The 15639-nt window shown below is 69.6% G+C and carries 10 protein-coding genes and 1 other RNA gene; 3 read left to right on the top strand and 8 right to left on the bottom strand.

Annotated elements, in window-relative coordinates:
- Positions 1–8: 8 nt before the first annotated feature.
- The 6 genes from ABT340_RS07330 to ftsE all read right to left on the bottom strand — a co-directional run bounded on the left by ABT340_RS07330 (position 9) and on the right by ftsE (position 5715).
- Positions 9–842 carry an isocitrate lyase/PEP mutase family protein gene (locus ABT340_RS07330; protein WP_352009810.1) on the bottom strand — a complete coding sequence of 278 codons (834 nt, stop codon included), beginning with the start codon at positions 840–842 and terminating at the stop codon, positions 9–11.
- Positions 843–990: 148 nt separating this feature from the next.
- Positions 991–1375: a transfer-messenger RNA gene (gene ssrA / locus ABT340_RS07335) on the bottom strand.
- A 271-nt stretch (positions 1376–1646) separates the two neighbouring features.
- The gene (locus tag ABT340_RS07340; protein ID WP_352009811.1) at positions 1647–3530 is read right to left on the bottom strand and encodes a penicillin-binding transpeptidase domain-containing protein; all 1884 of its coding nucleotides are present in this window, start codon (positions 3528–3530) and stop codon (positions 1647–1649) included.
- Between the two features lie 2 nt (positions 3531–3532).
- Entirely contained in the window at positions 3533–4000 is a 468-nt protein-coding gene (gene smpB, locus ABT340_RS07345) for an SsrA-binding protein SmpB (protein ID WP_352009812.1), read from the bottom strand.
- An 80-nt stretch (positions 4001–4080) separates the two neighbouring features.
- The gene (gene ftsX, locus ABT340_RS07350) at positions 4081–4989 is read right to left on the bottom strand and encodes a permease-like cell division protein FtsX (protein WP_352009813.1); all 909 of its coding nucleotides are present in this window, start codon (positions 4987–4989) and stop codon (positions 4081–4083) included.
- Positions 4990–5025: 36 nt separating this feature from the next.
- The gene (ftsE, locus tag ABT340_RS07355; RefSeq protein WP_184713049.1) at positions 5026–5715 is read right to left on the bottom strand and encodes a cell division ATP-binding protein FtsE; all 690 of its coding nucleotides are present in this window, start codon (positions 5713–5715) and stop codon (positions 5026–5028) included.
- A gap of 235 nt (positions 5716–5950) precedes the next feature.
- On the opposite strand from ftsE, the gene ABT340_RS07360 reads away from it, so the two are divergent.
- Complete coding sequence (locus ABT340_RS07360) at positions 5951–6139, top strand: hypothetical protein (RefSeq protein ID WP_352009814.1); 189 nt, start codon at positions 5951–5953, stop codon at positions 6137–6139.
- Positions 6140–6173: 34 nt separating this feature from the next.
- Here the strand turns inward: ABT340_RS07360 and prfB are convergent, their stop codons facing one another.
- Positions 6174–7292 (bottom strand): peptide chain release factor 2, encoded by a 1119-nt coding sequence (gene prfB, locus ABT340_RS07365; protein ID WP_352009815.1) that lies wholly within the window; start codon positions 7290–7292, stop codon positions 6174–6176.
- 95 nt (positions 7293–7387) lie between these two features.
- Between prfB and ABT340_RS07370 the strand changes: the two genes are divergently transcribed.
- Positions 7388–8449, top strand: a complete 1062-nt coding sequence (locus ABT340_RS07370; RefSeq protein ID WP_352009816.1) for a DUF8094 domain-containing protein — start codon at positions 7388–7390, stop codon at positions 8447–8449.
- Positions 8450–8503: 54 nt separating this feature from the next.
- Here the strand turns inward: ABT340_RS07370 and ABT340_RS07375 are convergent, their stop codons facing one another.
- Positions 8504–13384, bottom strand: coding sequence for an NAD-glutamate dehydrogenase (locus tag ABT340_RS07375; protein WP_352009817.1), 4881 nt, complete (start codon positions 13382–13384; stop codon positions 8504–8506).
- Positions 13385–14182: 798 nt separating this feature from the next.
- Here ABT340_RS07375 and ABT340_RS07380 point away from each other — a divergent pair.
- Positions 14183–15604: an FAD-binding oxidoreductase gene (locus tag ABT340_RS07380; RefSeq protein ID WP_352009818.1), complete on the top strand. Its 1422-nt coding sequence runs from the start codon at positions 14183–14185 to the stop codon at positions 15602–15604.
- Positions 15605–15639: the final 35 nt, after the last annotated feature.

The following is a 15639-nucleotide window of genomic DNA, read 5'->3' on the forward strand; positions in this document are numbered from 1 at the left end:
CGGCCCTCTCAGCCGCCCAGGATCGCGTTGAGCCTGCCGTAATCCAGGGCGCCCTCAAGAGGCGTGTAGGTGCCCGAGGCGAGGACCTCCCGGGTGGCCTCCCAGATCACGGCGTAGGCGGCTCCCACGATCGAGGAGCCCAGGCTGACCCGGGCGACACCGAGCGCGGCCAGCTCGGCGACCGTGGGGGCCCCGGGCCCCACCAGGATGTTCAACGGAGCCGCCACGGCCCCTGTGAGCGCGGCGACGGTCTCCGGATCGACGACCCCGGGCACGAAGACGCCGCTGGCCCCGGCCGCGAGATAGGCCTCGGCGCGCTCGACCGCCGCCTCGAACCGCTCCTTCGGCGTCTCGCCGACCTGACGCAGGTAGACGTCGGTCCGCGCGTTGACGTAGAGGGGGATCCCCGCCTCCTCGGCCGCCCGCCTGGCGGCGGCCAGCCGCTCGCACTGCTCCTCGACGGGACGCAGCGGCGTGTCCCCGCCGTACAGGGCGTCCTCGATGTTGACTCCGACGGCACCGGCCGCGATCACCCGCCCGACCGTCTCGGCGACCCCCTCCGGGGTGTCCGCGAAGCCGCTCTCGATGTCGGCGGTGACGGGCAGGTCGACGGCGGCGGCGATCCTGGCGATCAGGTCGATCGCACGGTCACGGTCGAGCCGGTCACCGTCGGGGGCGCCGAGACTCCAGGCGACCCCGGCGCTGGTCGTCGCGACCGCCCCGGCCCCGGCCTCCTCCACGAGACGCGCGCCGGCGACGTCCCAGACGTTGGCGAGCACCAGCGGCGTGCCGCCCCGGTGCAACGAGTGGAACAGCTCTGCTCTCTCACGAAGGGTCGTCATGGCGAACAGTAAACCAGTTCGATCCTCTTCCAGGAGGGGAAAACCCGTTCGAGTCGCGACTTCGGAAAAACGCCGAGGGCGGCCGCGCGGACTCGGGTCCGTGCGACCGCCCTCAGACGATCTGCTCCGTGCGCGGGGCACGGAACGGGGGTGGAGGTGGCGGGAATCGAACCCGCGTCCTTCAACTCCAAGACAGGGCTTCTCCGGGTGCAGCCTGCTTTGCTTTTCTCAGCCCCGGCGATCACACAGGCAAGACGCCGACGGGCTCAGCCACTGTTTGGTTTCCCGATCTTCCCCGTGGCCGGGTCGATCGGTTGAGCCTCCTAGCGATGCCGGATCCGGGCCGGAGGCACTCCCGGGCCGGCAGAAGTCACTCGCTGCTTAGGCGGCGAGCGCCAGGCGAGCCTGGCTGACTTCGGAGTGCGTCTTATTGGCACTTGTTGGTTGCGGTCACAGTGTTAACGAGGTTATGTCCGCAGTCCTCGACCCGCTTCTCCTGGCTTGCAAAGCCAAAGTCGAAACCAGTCACCCCCCTGTTGAATTGTCAACCCGGTCCTGGGACCGAGGATCCGAAGATACCCGGTACAACACCGGTAACGCCAACTCGATTCCCGGCGAACGGCTCGTTCCCCGGCGACCGGCGGGGCCGGCCGGTCATGACGGGACCGAGGCCTCCCCCGAGACGAGGCCCCGGTCCCATCGAGGCGACCGGGTCCACAACCCCCCAAGCGGTGCCCGGTCATCTGGGAAGACGCAGGCCGGGCACCCGATGGTTGCTCAGGGCGAGGAGAAAATCTCAGACCGTCACGACCCGGTGGGCAACTTCTGGAAGAAACGGCCCGCGACGGTCGCCCCCGCGGTCGAGTCGGCGCTCTCCATCAGCACGGCCACCGCGATGTCGCCCTGCCAGCCGACGAACCAGGCCAGCGGCTTACGGCTCTGCGTGGCGGCGGCCGTGACACCGTGCACCGGGTCGCCCGGCGCCGCGGCGGACCTGGCGGAGCCCGCGACCACTCCCGACCGCATGAGGGTGCGAAGCGTGGCGATGGCCTTGTCGTCGATCTTGATCGGACTCGGCGGTTTCGGCGGCTCCGCCTCGGCCGCGGGGTCCGGGCTGTGCGGGTCGGTGACCAGGACCGGCGGACGCCAGGTGCCCGAGGCGACCGCCCCGGCGACCAGGGCCATGGACAGCGGGCTGACCAGCACGTTCTGCCCGGCGATGGCCCTGGCGGTGGCCGCGTCCGTACGCAGGGGGCCGACCGAGCCGCTGAAGGACTTCAGCGGCAGTGTCCACGGCGACTCGATGCCGAACCTGGCGGCGCTGGCCGTCAGCTCGGCGCCGTCGATCCTGCGGGCCAGCGCGGTCAGCGCGGTCACACACCCGCTGGCGAAGTCACCCTGGATGCTCGGCGCCGTCCCGCCCGGCGGGTCCGCCTGGTGGAAACGGGCGCCGCCGACACTGCGCTCCACGGGGCAGGCGAGCCGCTGCTTGGTGCTGATCCCCGCCTTGAGCAGCCCCTCGACCGTCATGATCGAGAACGTGGTGCCCGCGGGGAACCTGCCCGCCAGGGCGTCCTTCTCCTGGTTGTACTCCTTGGTGCTGCCGACCGCGCGGATCTCACCGGTCGAGGCCTGGACCGCCACCAGCATGCCGGGGGTGCCGCCGAAGAGCGCGGCGTCGGCCGCCTTCTGGGCCGGGCCGTCGAGCGTGGTGCGCACCGGCGAGGTCGAGCGGCTGGGCCGCCACTTGCGCAGCTCGGCCACCTGCTGGTTCGTCTTCAGGTCGACCGTGATGACCCGCGTCTCCGTCGAACCGGTCAGGTGCTCCTGGTAGGCCTTCTGCAGCCCGGTCCTGCCGACGGTGTCGCCCGCCCGCTGCGGACCGCCGAGCTGCTGCTCGGTCTCCGGGGTCACCGCGGTGACGGTGCCGACGATCTGGGCGGGCGAGTCGGGGGCGACCGGCTGCTTCTGCGGCGAGACGACGATGCCGGGAACGGCCGCCAGCTTGTCGCTGAGCTGGGCGTACTTGGCGCGTCCGAAGGTCACCAGCGGCACCTGGACGTTGGGCCTGGCCGACCTGATCCGGCTCAGCAGCCGGTCCTGGGGGAAGCCGGTGATCTTCGAAAGCTGCTCGCAGACCGCCACCGGATCCTTCAGCGACGCCGGGACGACGTTCGCCACGTACAGCGTGGCCTCCTGCTGGAGCGGGTCGCCGTTGCGGTCGAGGATCGGCTTACGCCCTTCGGGGATGACGTCGACCGCGAAGCGCTGCCCCTCGTGCAGGTCGGGATGGAGCACGCTGGGCGACCAGCGCACCTTCCAGCGGCCGTCCACCAGGTGCAGGGGGAGCTTTCCGGTGTACTGCCACAGGGGGTTGTTCTCCCCCAGGTCGACCTCCGCGTCGAAGTCGGCCTCCGTCTCGTCCCCCGTACGGCGCATGCCCTTGACCTTGAAACGGAAGGACGCGGCGTCGAGCTGGACCTTGGCGTTCTCCAGGGCCTTGCTGACCGTCCGCTCGTCCCCGTCGGTACGCCTGGCCGCCGCGACGTAGTCGCCCGTCTGCCAGCCGACCAGGAAGTCACGCACCGCCTCGTGGGCCGAAGGCTCCTCGAAGCAGGCCGACAGCATGGGGACCGTCACCGCCAGCGTCAGTGCCGCGGCGACGGTCCGCCGAGCCTTCCCCGTCACAATTACCTGTTCCTGTGCCTGAGAGCGCGAGCCATCTCACGCTTGGCCTGCTTCTCCGCGAGGGTCTGCCGCTTGTCCCAGTCCTTCTTACCCTTGGCGAGGCCGATCTCGATCTTGGCCTTGCCGTCCTTGAAGTAGATCGCGAGCGGGATCAGCGTCAGGCCGCTCTCCTTGGTCTTCGCGACCAGCTTGTCGATCTCCTTGCGGTGGAGCAGAAGCTTACGGGTGCGACGCGCCGCGTGGTTGGTCCACGTCCCCATGGTGTATTCGGGGATGTGGACGTTGATCAGCCAAGCCTCGCCGTCCTTGAGGAGGGCGTATCCGTCGAGCAGAGAGGCCCTGCCCAGGCGGAGTGACTTGACCTCGGTGCCCTGGAGCACGAGACCAGCCTCGTAGGTTTCCTCGATGTGGTAGTCGTGCCAGGCACGCTTGTTCTGGGCGATGACCTTCCGCCCGGTCTCACGTGGCATGCCCCCGAGCCTACCGGGGACCGGGACGGCCGGCCGCGTCCCGAGGCGGGAGCGCGCCCGGCGGGCGCGCTCCCGGGCGCTCACACCCGCAGGTAGCGGCGGAGCGTGACGAACGAGGCGAGCACACAGATGAGCACGCCGATGACCATCGTGAGGCTGATCGTCGAGGCGACGGTCTCCCACGTGAGCGGGCTGGTGTTGGCCAGGTAGATCTGCACGCCGTCGAAGAGGAACACCTTGCTGACGATCAGCATCACCGCGGCGACCACACCTCCGATCAGGCCCGCGATGACCCCCTCCATGACGAAGGGAAGCTGGATGTAGAGGTTCGAGGCGCCGACGAGCCGCATGATGCCGGTCTCACGTCTGCGGTTGTACGCCGACAGACGCACCGTGTTGCCGATCAGCAGGGTGGCCGCGAAGACCAGGACGATGGCCACGACCAGGGCGGCCCAGCGCAGCCTCTCCAGCAGCCCGAAGAACTTGTCCAGGATCTCCTGCTGGTTGACCACGTAGGAGACGCCGCCCGCGCCCTTGACCTGCTCGATGACGGCCGGGTAGTCAGCGGGGTTCTTGAGCTTCACCCTGAACGACTCGGGCATGTCAGACACCTGCAGCACCGAGAGCAGGACGTTGTTGTCCTTGTACTGCTCGCGGAAGTTCGCGTAGGCCTGGGCCGCGTTCTCGAACTCCACCCGTTCGACCTGGGGCATGGACTCGATCTGCGCCTTGAGGGCGGCCTGCTCCTGGGCGTTGACGCCACCGCTGCCCTTGCACTGCGGGAAGGCGTCGTTCTTCTTGCACAGGAAGACAGAGATCTCGACCTTGTCCACCCAGAAGTCACGCATGGTGGAGATCTGAGAGTTGATCATCAAGCCGACGCCCAGCAACGCCATGCCGATCGCCACGGTCACGATGACCGCGATCGTCATCGTGAGGTTGCGGCGGAGGCCGATCCAGACCTCGGAGAAGATGAAGTTTGCCCGCATGCTCTTCCTGTCGCTTCGCTTCCTTGAGGTCCTGGGTCAGTACGCCTGGCCGTACACGCCACGCGACTGGTCACGGACGATCTTGCCGTCCTCCAGTTCCACTACGCGCTTGCGCATGGAGTCGACGATGGCGGCGTCGTGCGTGGCCATGACGACGGTGGTACCGGTCCTGTTGATCCGGTCGAGCACCTTCATGATGCCGATGCTGGTCGCCGGGTCGATGTTTCCCGTCGGCTCGTCGGCCAGCAGGATCATAGGGCGGTTGACGAAGGCACGGGCCATGGCGACCCGCTGCTGCTCGCCACCGGACAGCTCGTCGGGCATCCGGTGGGCCTTGCCCTCAAGGCCGACCAGTTCGACGACCTCGGGCACGACCTTGCGAATGAACCGGCGTGGCTTGCCGATGACCTCCAGGGCGAACGCCACGTTCTCGTAGACGTTCTTGTTCGGCAGCAGCCGGAAGTCCTGGAAGACGCAGCCGATACGGCGGCGCAGGTGGGGGATCTTGAAGTTGGACAGTCGGGCGAGGTCCTTGCCGGCCACGTGGATCGCCCCGGAGTCGGGACGCTCCTCCTTCAGGACCAGGCGGAGGAAGGTCGACTTCCCGGACCCCGAGGGGCCGACGAGGAACACGAACTCGCCCTTGTCGACATCGACGCTGACGTGGTCCAACGCGGGCCGCTTCTGGTTCGCGTAGACCTTGGTGACATTATCAAAATGGATCACGGGCGCATCACGGCATGCCAGTCTAGGGGTTAGGACAGTCGCGGTGGTGGCAGAGGTTCACTTCCGCCTCTCGCCGGCCGGGGGGCGCCGCTCTTTGCTAACGATCGACGTTCCGGTTGGCCGGAGCCCAGTCTAGGGGGAAGACTGGCATGGAACGTCCATAACGGAAACAAAACGATTCGGCGCCCGGTAACGACCACATAAAGTAGTTCTGACCTAGGAGACGGAGGCTCTCATGAGCTGTGAAGACCTCGTCTGCGCCCGATGCGCCCACCCTGTGGCGGAGGGCCGCTGCGCCCAGTGCCGCGCCTACCGCGACCGGATGCACCACGGCTTCGGCGGGCTGACGCCCGCCACGGTCGCGCTGCTGTTGATCGTGCTGTTCTTCCTCACCGTGGCCCTGCGGCACCTGGCGGGCCTGTGACGGCCCGCCACCGGGCGGGCCGTCACGAAAAGCCTTACCCCTCGACGCCGGACTCCTGACGGCGGGTCCAGCGGATCTCCGCCTCGATGAACTCGTCGAGGTCTCCGTCGAGCACCGAGCTCGGGTTGCCCGCCTCCGTGCCCGTCCGCAGGTCCTTGACGATCTGGTACGGGTGCAGCACGTAGTTGCGGATCTGCGTGCCCCACGAGGTGGTCGACTCGCCCCTGATCTCGTTGAGCGCCGCGGCCTCCTCCTGCCGCTTGCGCTCCAGCAGCTTGGACTGCAGGACCGCCATCGCGGTCGCCTTGTTCTGCAGCTGCGAACGCTCGTTCTGGCAGGAGACCACGATGCCGGTCGGCAGGTGGGTCAGGCGGACCGCCGAGTCGGTGGTGTTGACGCCCTGGCCACCGGGGCCCGAGGAGCGGTACACGTCGACCCGCAGGTCGTCCTCGTTGATGTCGATGTGGTCGGTCGTCTCGACCACCGGCACCACGTCGACCCCGGCGAAGGAGGTCTGGCGGCGGCCCTGGTTGTCGAACGGGCTGATCCGCACCAGGCGGTGGGTGCCGTGCTCGCCGCGCAGCGTGCCGTACGCGTAGGGCGCCTTGACCGTGAAGGTGGCCGACTTGATGCCCGCCTCCTCGGCGTAGGAGGTCTCGTAGACCTCCGTCGGGTAGCCCTTGCGCTCGGCCCAGCGCAGGTACATCCGCAGGAGCATCTGCGCCCAGTCGGCCGCGTCGACGCCACCGGCCTGGGAGTTGATCGTGACGACCGCCTCACGGGCGTCGTACTCGCCCGACAGCAGGGTGCGTACCTCAAGGGCGCCGACCTCGCTCCTGAGGGCGGCCAGCTCGCGGTCGGCCTCCTCGCGGGTGTCCTCGTCCTCCTCGGCCGCGGCCAGCTCGTACAGGACGGACAGGTCGTCGAGGCGCCGTTCGAGCCCCTCGATCCTGTTGACCTCACCCTGCAGGTAGGAGAGCTTGCTGGTGACCTTCTGGGCCCGCTCCTGGTCGTTCCACAGGTCGGGCGCCGCGGCCTGCTCTTCGAGCTCCTCGATCTGCTTGCGTATCGCGCCGAGGTCGAGCACGTCCTGGATGTTCTTCAGCGTGCCGATGAGCTCGTTGATCTCTTCTACCGGATCGATGAGTGCCACGTCTGTAAAGGGTACGCGACCGACGCACCCCGTTGTGTACGGCCGGGCCCGCGCGCTGGCTAGCATGGGGCGCCGGAGACCGTGAGGAGGCGGACGTGCGGGGACGTGGTGGACGGGGGCTGCTCGTGTTCACCCTGGCCCTGATGACCGCGACCGCGGCCTGTGTGGACCAGGGCGGCGGCGCACGCGAGCAGGGCGCACAGGGAGCTCAGGGGGCCCAGACCTCGGGTCCCGCCTCAAGCCCGGTCCCGGCCGCGTTGCGGGAGCCTCCCGTCACGCTGGCCGAGGCGGGCAGGGCGCTGTCGAGCGTGCTCGGCGCGCAGGCGGTGCTCGAAAGCGCGACACCACACCTGGAGGCCGACCGCAGGAACCTCCTGGAGCAGACCCGCGACTCCCAGGAGGCGCTCACCATGGCCGCCTTCAACAGCACGCCGGGCCCGCTGCCGCACTACACCTGGGGCAGGCCGGAGCTGCTGGTGCCCAGGGTCCAGCGGGCCCCCTTCTGGTTCGCCGCGGTCGTCGAGCGCGAGGACAGCGCGGGCGAGCGGCGCCCCGCCGTCCTGGTCCTGACCAAGTACGGCGGGCACGAGTGGTATCTCAGCTCGACCTCGCTGCTCGACCCCGGGGAAAGGATCCCGGAGATCGCCAAGGACGCCGGGGGCTACGCGACCGAGCTCGACGACGACGACCCGACCACGGCGATCAGTCCCCGTCTCATGGCGCCGCTGCACGCGACCTCGGCCGAGGAGGGCAGCGCGGGCTTCGCCGCGGGCCTGATCGAGAAGGGCCCGCACACCACGGACTACGCCGAGGAGATCGAGGGCAAGCGGCCGAAGTACAAGAGCGACTGTCTCGGCTACGACTCGATCTTCGGCGCGAGCAACTACCCGGTCCACGCCCTGCGCACCGCGGACGGGGGTTCCATGATCATGTACTCGCTGATCAGGACCACGACCGTGACGGCCAAGATCGAGCCGTGCGCCGACATCAGGGTTCCTCCGAACGCCGAACGGCTGGCCTCGGCGACGGGCGCGCGCAAGGAACTGCGCACGGTCGAGACGCACCAGTACGTGAGCACGGTGCCCGCCAAGACGGGCAAGGGCCTCGCCCGGGTGATCGGCTACCTGGGCGGGGTCACCAAGGTCTCCGCCAACTGACGCCCGCCCCGCCGCCCCGTACGGCCGGCCTGGCCGTACGGGGCGGCGGTGCCGTCAGGACTCGCCGAGCGGCAGGCTCGTCGAGGCGACCAGCGTGCGGATGGCGCGCAGCGCGACCGACAGCGTCGCCAGGTCGAAGTTGTCGCTCTCCCAGATCTCCGACAGGGTCTGCCGGGCCCTGGAGACGGCGGCCGAGTTGGCCTCCGTCCAGCGGGCCAGGCGCTCCTCCGGGGTCAGTCCGGGCGTGTTGTGGGCCAGGACGTCCCGGGTGAGCGAGGCGTGGGCGGCGTAGAGGTCGTCGCGGAGGGCGGCCCGCGCCATGGAGTTCCAGCGGCTGTCGCGCGGCAGCCCGATCACCCGCTCGCGCAGCCTGGCCAGCTGGAGCCGGTCGGCCAGGTCGAAGTAGACCTCGGCGACCTCGTTGACCGGACGGTTCGCCTGCACGGCCACCTCGACCAGGTCGAAGGTGGAGTAGGCCGGGACCATCGAGGCGACCCGCTCGGCCAGCTCGTTCGGCACCCCCCTGGCGACGAAGGAGTCGCGCCGCTCCTCGAAGCCCGCCAGGTCGGAGCCGGTGAGCAGCTTGGGCAGGTGGGGCAGCAGGCCGTTCATCCCCTTGGCGAAGAAGGTCACCGTCGAGGCCAGGTCGAGCGGCGTGCGCCGGTTGCCGAGCAGCCAGCGGGTGCCGCGCTCGGCGAGCTTGCGGGACTCCAGGAGCATGGCGATCTGGGTGGAGGTGTCCACCTTGTTGTCCAGCTCCTCGACCTGACGCCAGAAGCTCGGCAGGTCGAAGACCTCGCGGGTGACCAGGTAGGCGCGGGCGATGTCCGGCGCCGAGGCGCCGCTCTCCTCACCCAGGCGGAACATGAAGGTGGTGCCGCCCGAGTTGACCAGGTCGTTCACCACGCCGGTCGTGATGATCTCCCGGCGCAGCGGGTGGGTGTCCATGTGCTCCCGCATGCGCTCGCGCAGCGCCGAGGGGAAGTAGGACACCAGCCAGGAGGCCAGGTAGGGATCGTCCGGCAGGTCGGAGGCGAGGATCTCGGCGTCGGTGACCAGCTTGGTGTAGGCCAGCAGCACCGAGAACTCCGGCGCGGTCAGCCCGAGCCCGGCCTGGCGCCGTTCGGCGAGGGCCTTGTCCGAGGGCAGGAACTCCAGCTCCCGGTTGACCAGCCCGGCCCGTTCGAGCCTGCGCAGCTGGCGGGCGTGGATGTGCAGCATGTCCGACGCCTGGGCGCGGGCGGCGGCCAGCACCACGTTCTGGTCGTGGTTGTCCCGCAGGACCAGTTCGCCGACCTCGCCGGTCATGTCGAGGAAGAGCTCGTTGCGCTGCCTGTCGGTCAGCTCGCCGTCCCGGACCGCGCGGTCCAGCAGGATCTTGATGTTCACCTCGTGGTCGGAGGTGTCGACCCCGGCGGAGTTGTCGATGAAGTCGGTGTTGACGAGGCCGCCCTCGCGGGCGAACTCGATCCTGGCGAGCTGGGTGAAGCCCAGGTTGCCGCCCTCGCCGACCACCTTGCAGCGCAGCTCGGAGCCGTTGACCCGCAGGCCGTCGTTGGCCTTGTCGCCCACGTCGGCGTTGGACTCGCTCGACGCCTTGGCGTAGGTGCCGATGCCGCCGTTCCACAGCAGGTCGACCGGGGCCCGCAGGATGGCGCTGATCAGGTCGTTCGGTGCCAGCGAGGTAACCCCGTCGGCGATGCCGAGCGCGGCGCGCGCCTGCGGGGAGACCGGGATCGACTTGGCCGTGCGCGGCCAGACGCCGCCGCCCTGCCCGATGAGGGCGGGGTCGTAGTCGGCCCAGGAGCTGCGCGGCAGCGCGAAGAGCCTGGCCCGCTCGGCGTAGCTCCTGGCGGCGTCGGGGTCGGGGTCGATGAAGATGTGCCGGTGGTCGAAGGCCGCGACCAGCCTGATGTGCTGGGACAGCAGCATGCCGTTGCCGAAGACGTCGCCGGACATGTCGCCGATTCCGACCACGGTGAAGTCGGTGGTCTGGATGTCGACGCCGGTGGTGCGGAAGTGGTACTTGACGGACTCCCAGGCGCCGCGGGCGGTGATGCCCATGGCCTTGTGGTCGTAGCCGATCGAGCCGCCGGAGGCGAAGGCGTCCCCGAGCCAGAAGCCGTACTCCTTGGCCACCGCGTTGGCGATGTCGGAGAAGGTGGCGGTGCCCTTGTCCGCGGCGACCACGAGGTAGGTGTCGTCCCCGTCGTGCCTGACCACGTCGGCGGGCGGGACGACCACGCCGTCGACGAGGTTGTCGGTGACGTCGAGCAGGCCGGAGATGAACATCCGGTAGCAGGCGACGCCCTCGGCCAGCAGGTCCTCACGGGTGCCGGACTTCGGCGGGTTCTTCACCACGAAGCCGCCCTTTGAGCCGGTGGGGACGATGACGGTGTTCTTCACCATCTGCGCCTTCACCAGGCCGAGGACCTCGGTACGGAAGTCCTCCCTGCGGTCCGACCAGCGCAGGCCGCCTCGCGCGACCTTGCCGAAGCGCAGGTGCACGCCCTCGACCCGCGGCGAGTAGACGAAGATCTCGAACTTCGGCCTCGGCAGCGGCAACACGCCGATCGACGGCGAGTCGAGCTTCAGGCTGACGTACGGCTTGCGCGCCCCGTCCACGGTCTGGAAGTAGTTCGTCCGCAGCGTGGCGTCGATCATCTCCAGGTAGGCCCGCAGGATGCGGTCCTCGTCCAGGGAGGCCACGTCGTCGAGGGCGCCGAGGATCTCCTCGTGCAGCGCCTCGGACAGGTCGGAGCGGACCTCCTCCTCGCGCCTGGGGTCGTGCCTGGCCTCGAACAGGCGCACCAGCAGGCGGGCGAGCCGTACGTTGTCCAGCAGGACCCGCTCGATGTAGTCCTGGCTGAAGGTGGTGCCCGCCTGGCGCAGGTACTTGGCGTAGACCCGCAGGATCTCGGCCTGCTCCCAGGTCAGCCCGGCCGCCAGGACCAGGGCGTTGAAGCCGTCGCTCTCGACCCTGCCCCGCCACAGGGCGTCGAAGGCGTCCTGGAAGAGCCGCTTGAACTCGTCCCTGTCCACCTCGGGCGACAGGTCGTAGCGCAGCCCGAAGTCGTAGATCCAGGCGTCCTTGGTCGCCGGGTCCCGGTCGCGGTCGATCTCGTAGGGACGCTCGTCGACGACCTCGACGCCCAGGCGCTGCAGCAGCGGCAGCACGTGCGACAGGGAGATGGACGCGCCGATCCGGTAGAGCTTGAAGCGGCGCTCCCCCTCGGGGGCGTCGTAGGGCTCGTAGAGGTTCATCCCGATCTCGTCCGGCGGCGAGTCGGCGAGCGCCTCAAGGCGGCGCAGGTCGGCGACGGCCAGCCTGGGCGGGAAGTCGGCCTTGTAGCCCTCGGGGAAGGCCGTGGCGTAGCGCCGGACGAGGCGGGGCGCCTCCTCCTCCGAGCTCAGCTCGGTGATCGCGGTGGCCAGGTCGTCGTCCCAGGAGCGGGTGGCCGCGGCCAGCCTGCCCTCAAGCTCCTCGACGTCCAGCTCCTGCACGTTCAGCGGCCTGCCGCGCTCGCCGCGCACGACCACGTGCAGCCGGGCGAGGGCGGACTCGCCGATCATCGCGCTGTAGTCGCAGGAGGTGCCGCCGACCGCCTTGAGCAGGAGGTCCTGCATCTTGATGCGGATCTGGGTGGTGTAGCGGTCACGCGGGAGGTAGATCAGGAAGGAGATGTAGCGGCCGTAGTCGTCGGGGCGCAGGAAGACCTTGACCTGCTTGCGCTCGCGCAGCCTGAGCACGCCGAGCGCGATCGGCAGCAGCTGCTCGACCGAGGTCTGGAACAGCTCGTCCCTGGGGAAGGTCTCCAGGATCTCGATGAGGTCCTTGCCGTCGTGGCTGTCGGCGGCGAGCCCGGCCAGGTCGAGGACCTCGGCCAGCTTGCGGCGCAGCACCGGGATGCGGGAGATCGACTCGCTGTAGGCCACGTGGGTGAACAGGCCGAGGAAGCGGCGCTCGCCGACGACCTCTCCCGCGTCGTCGAACAGCTTGACGCCCACGTAGTCGAGGTAGGCGGGGCGGTGCACGGTCGCCCTGGCGTTGGCCTTGGTGATGATCAGCATCTGCTGCTTCTCACGGGCCTTGGCGCGCAGCTCGGGCGAGAGCGCGGCGAAGCTCTCCGAGCCCGCCTTGTCGTGGCGCAGGATGCCCAGGCCCGTCCCCGGGACCTGGCGCAGCGCGTCGCCCTGCTCGCCCTCCTCAAGGCGGTACTCGCGGTAGCCGAGGAAGGTGAAGTGGCCGTCGGCCAGCCAGCGCATCAGCTCCAGGCTGTCCTCGACGCCCGCGAGGTCGAGCGGGGGCGGGTTGACCGAGACGTCCTCGGCCGTCTGCAGGGCCAGCGCCCGCATCTTGGCGAAGTCCTCGACGGCGTAGCGGACGTCCTCAAGGACCCGCTGCAGGTCGGTCTCCAGCTGCTTGAGCACGGCCGGGTCGTTCTGCCGGTCGATCTCGAAGTGCATCCAGGACTCGGTGATCTCCTGCCCGGCGGCCTGGTCGCGGTCCCCGCCGAGCAGCTTGCCAGTCACGTCCCTGCGCACCCGCATCTGCGGGTGGACGACCAGGTGGGTGGTGACGCCGTGCCGGTCGAGCTCCATGGTCGCGGAGTCGACCAGGAAGGGCATGTCGTCGGTCACCACCTCGATGACCGAGCGGCCGGGGTCCCAGCCGTGCTCCTCCAGGCTGGGGGTGTAGGCGCGCACCAGCGCCCGGCCCTGGGGACGCTTGTCGGCGAGCTGACGCTGGGCCGTCGCGGGGCCGTACACGTCGACCGGGTTGCGGTCCAGCAGGTCCTCTGGCGCGACATGCCGGTAGTAGAGCCTGAGGAAGTCGAGTGCCTCCTCGTCACTCCCGTGGTCGCCGCCGGGTGTGTGCCCGCAGATCTCGGCGGCACTCCTCAGCAGCTCATCCTTCGCCTCGTCGAGCGGCATGTCGCTCTCACTCCTTTGTGAGGGATTTTTCGTATTAGAAGAGGGATCTTCGATCAATGTCGTAGTTCCCGAGTAGGAGGGAAGTAATGCGGCATATGCCGCCTACCGAGAGAGACGTCGCTTTAGGTCGTCTCTGCCCGGTCCTACGTGGATCTGTCACCCGGCCACCGCGTGGACGGCCCGCCGCGAGGCGGGCTCATGACGCGCCGGTTCCCGGACGTGCGCGACAGGACTTGACCGCCCATCGCCCACCCCTCCGACTCCCCGTCCAGCGGGCACGGCCCGTGGCACAACACCTCCAGCGGCCACCCGCCCCGGTCTCCGTTGACCTGAGCATGCCGCCGCTCTGATACCACCCGAAAAGCCGTGAAACGTCAATGTGACGGACGGCCAACATCAGGGGAAGTGGAGCGCTCCATCCGGGATCGGTCGAGGGTCGGGAAGCCCTCGGAAGCCCGGGATCCCCGTCGCCTCACCGGCGGCGCAAACCCGGACCGACCGCACCCGATTGGTTCCCCAGTCTCCCACGGCCGGCCGCGCCGCGTCCCCGTCTCGGCCCTCCGCCCCAAGATTATGCTTCCGCGATCCACGGCACCCTCGCCACGCCGACATCCCCCGCGGCTCCCCACCGCGATCACCACACACACCGACAAAGGCCCCATTAGCCGCGACGTGATGTGAATGTAACCAACCAGACCGTAGGCGCGGCCGTCTCACCGGACAGACGACTAGCACCCAACGGGGAGAACAACCATGCAGCCCGCTCCGGACAGGCGGACGTTCCTTAGGCTCGGTGGTATGGCCGCGCTCACCATCGGAGCCGCTTCCCCCTCCTCTTCGCCACGTCCGACCCCGGCGGAGTGGACCGCCCTCGGCCGGGGTCTCGACGGCACCCTCGTACGGCCCGGCGACGCCTCCTACGACGCCGCCCGCCGCCTGTTCAACACCGCCTTCGACGCGGTACGGCCCGCGGGCGTGGCCTACTGCGCCAACCCCTCCGACGTGGCCGAGTGCGTGACCTTCGCCAGGAGGATGGGGGTGCCGCTGGCCGTACGGTCGGGCGGGCACTCCTACGCGGGCTGGTCGAGCGGCCCCGGGCTGGTCCTCGACGTCTCCCGGATGAGCAAGGTCTCCTACTCGGGCGGACGGGCCGTCGTCGGGGCGGGCGCCAAGCTGGTCGACGTCTACGACAGGCTCGCCGCGCACGGGGTGAGCATCCCGGCGGGCAGCTGCCCCACGGTCGGCGTCAGCGGTCTGACGCTCGGCGGCGGGATCGGCGTGGTGTCCAGGAAGTACGGCCTGACGTGCGACGTCATGGAGTCCGTCCAGGTCGTCACGGCCGACGGGCGGCTGCTGACGTGCGACGCCCATCACGAGCCCGACCTCTACTGGGCCTGCCGGGGCGGGGGCGGCGGCAACCTCGGGGTCGCGGTCTCCTTCGGCTTCAGGACCCACCCGACCCGCGAGGTCACGGTGTTCTTCCTGCACTGGCCGTGGGCCAGGGCCGCCAAGGCGCTCAAGGCATGGCAGTCGTGGTCGCGGGCCGTACCCGACGAGCTGTGGTCCACGATGCACCTGAGCAGCGACGGCGGGATGGACGTGCAGATCGGCGGCCTCCACCTGGGCGGCAGGGCGGAGTGCGAGCGGCTGCTCGACCGGCTGACGAGCGCGATCGGCCCGGTCTCCTCCTCCTTCGTCAAGCAGACGTCCTACAGCCACGCCATGATGATCATGGGGGGCTGCTCGACGCTCACGGTCTCCCAGTGCCACCGGCAGGGCTCGCTTCCCGGGCAGACCCCCGACGGAAGGCTGCCGCGCGACTCCTTCAGCGGCAGGTCGCACATGGCCTACGCCCCGCTGTCCGAGGCCGGGATCAGGACCCTGGTGGCCCAGGTCGCCAGGCCCGGCAGCCACACGGTGCTGCTGGACGCCCTCGGCGGAGCCGTGGGGCGGGTGCGGCCCGACGCGACGGCCTTCCCGCACCGGGCGGCGCTCTACAGCGTCCAGTACTACGCCCACCGCGCGGGCGCGGCCTCCTGGACCGCGAACGCCAGAAACGCCATGCGCCCCCACTTCGGCGACCACGCCTACGTCAACTACGTCGATCCCGGGCTGGCCGGCTGGCGCTCGGCCTACTACGGCGCGAACGCCACCAGGCTCGCCCGGGTCAAGGCCGCCTACGACCCCGGCCGTCTCTTCCGGATACCCCAGGGGTTCTGACCCGGGTGTCCCGGGACACCGGCCCTCCTGAACCA

Source organism: Streptosporangium sp. NPDC000239 (genome assembly GCF_040300765.1).
GTDB lineage: Bacteria > Actinomycetota > Actinomycetes > Streptosporangiales > Streptosporangiaceae > Streptosporangium.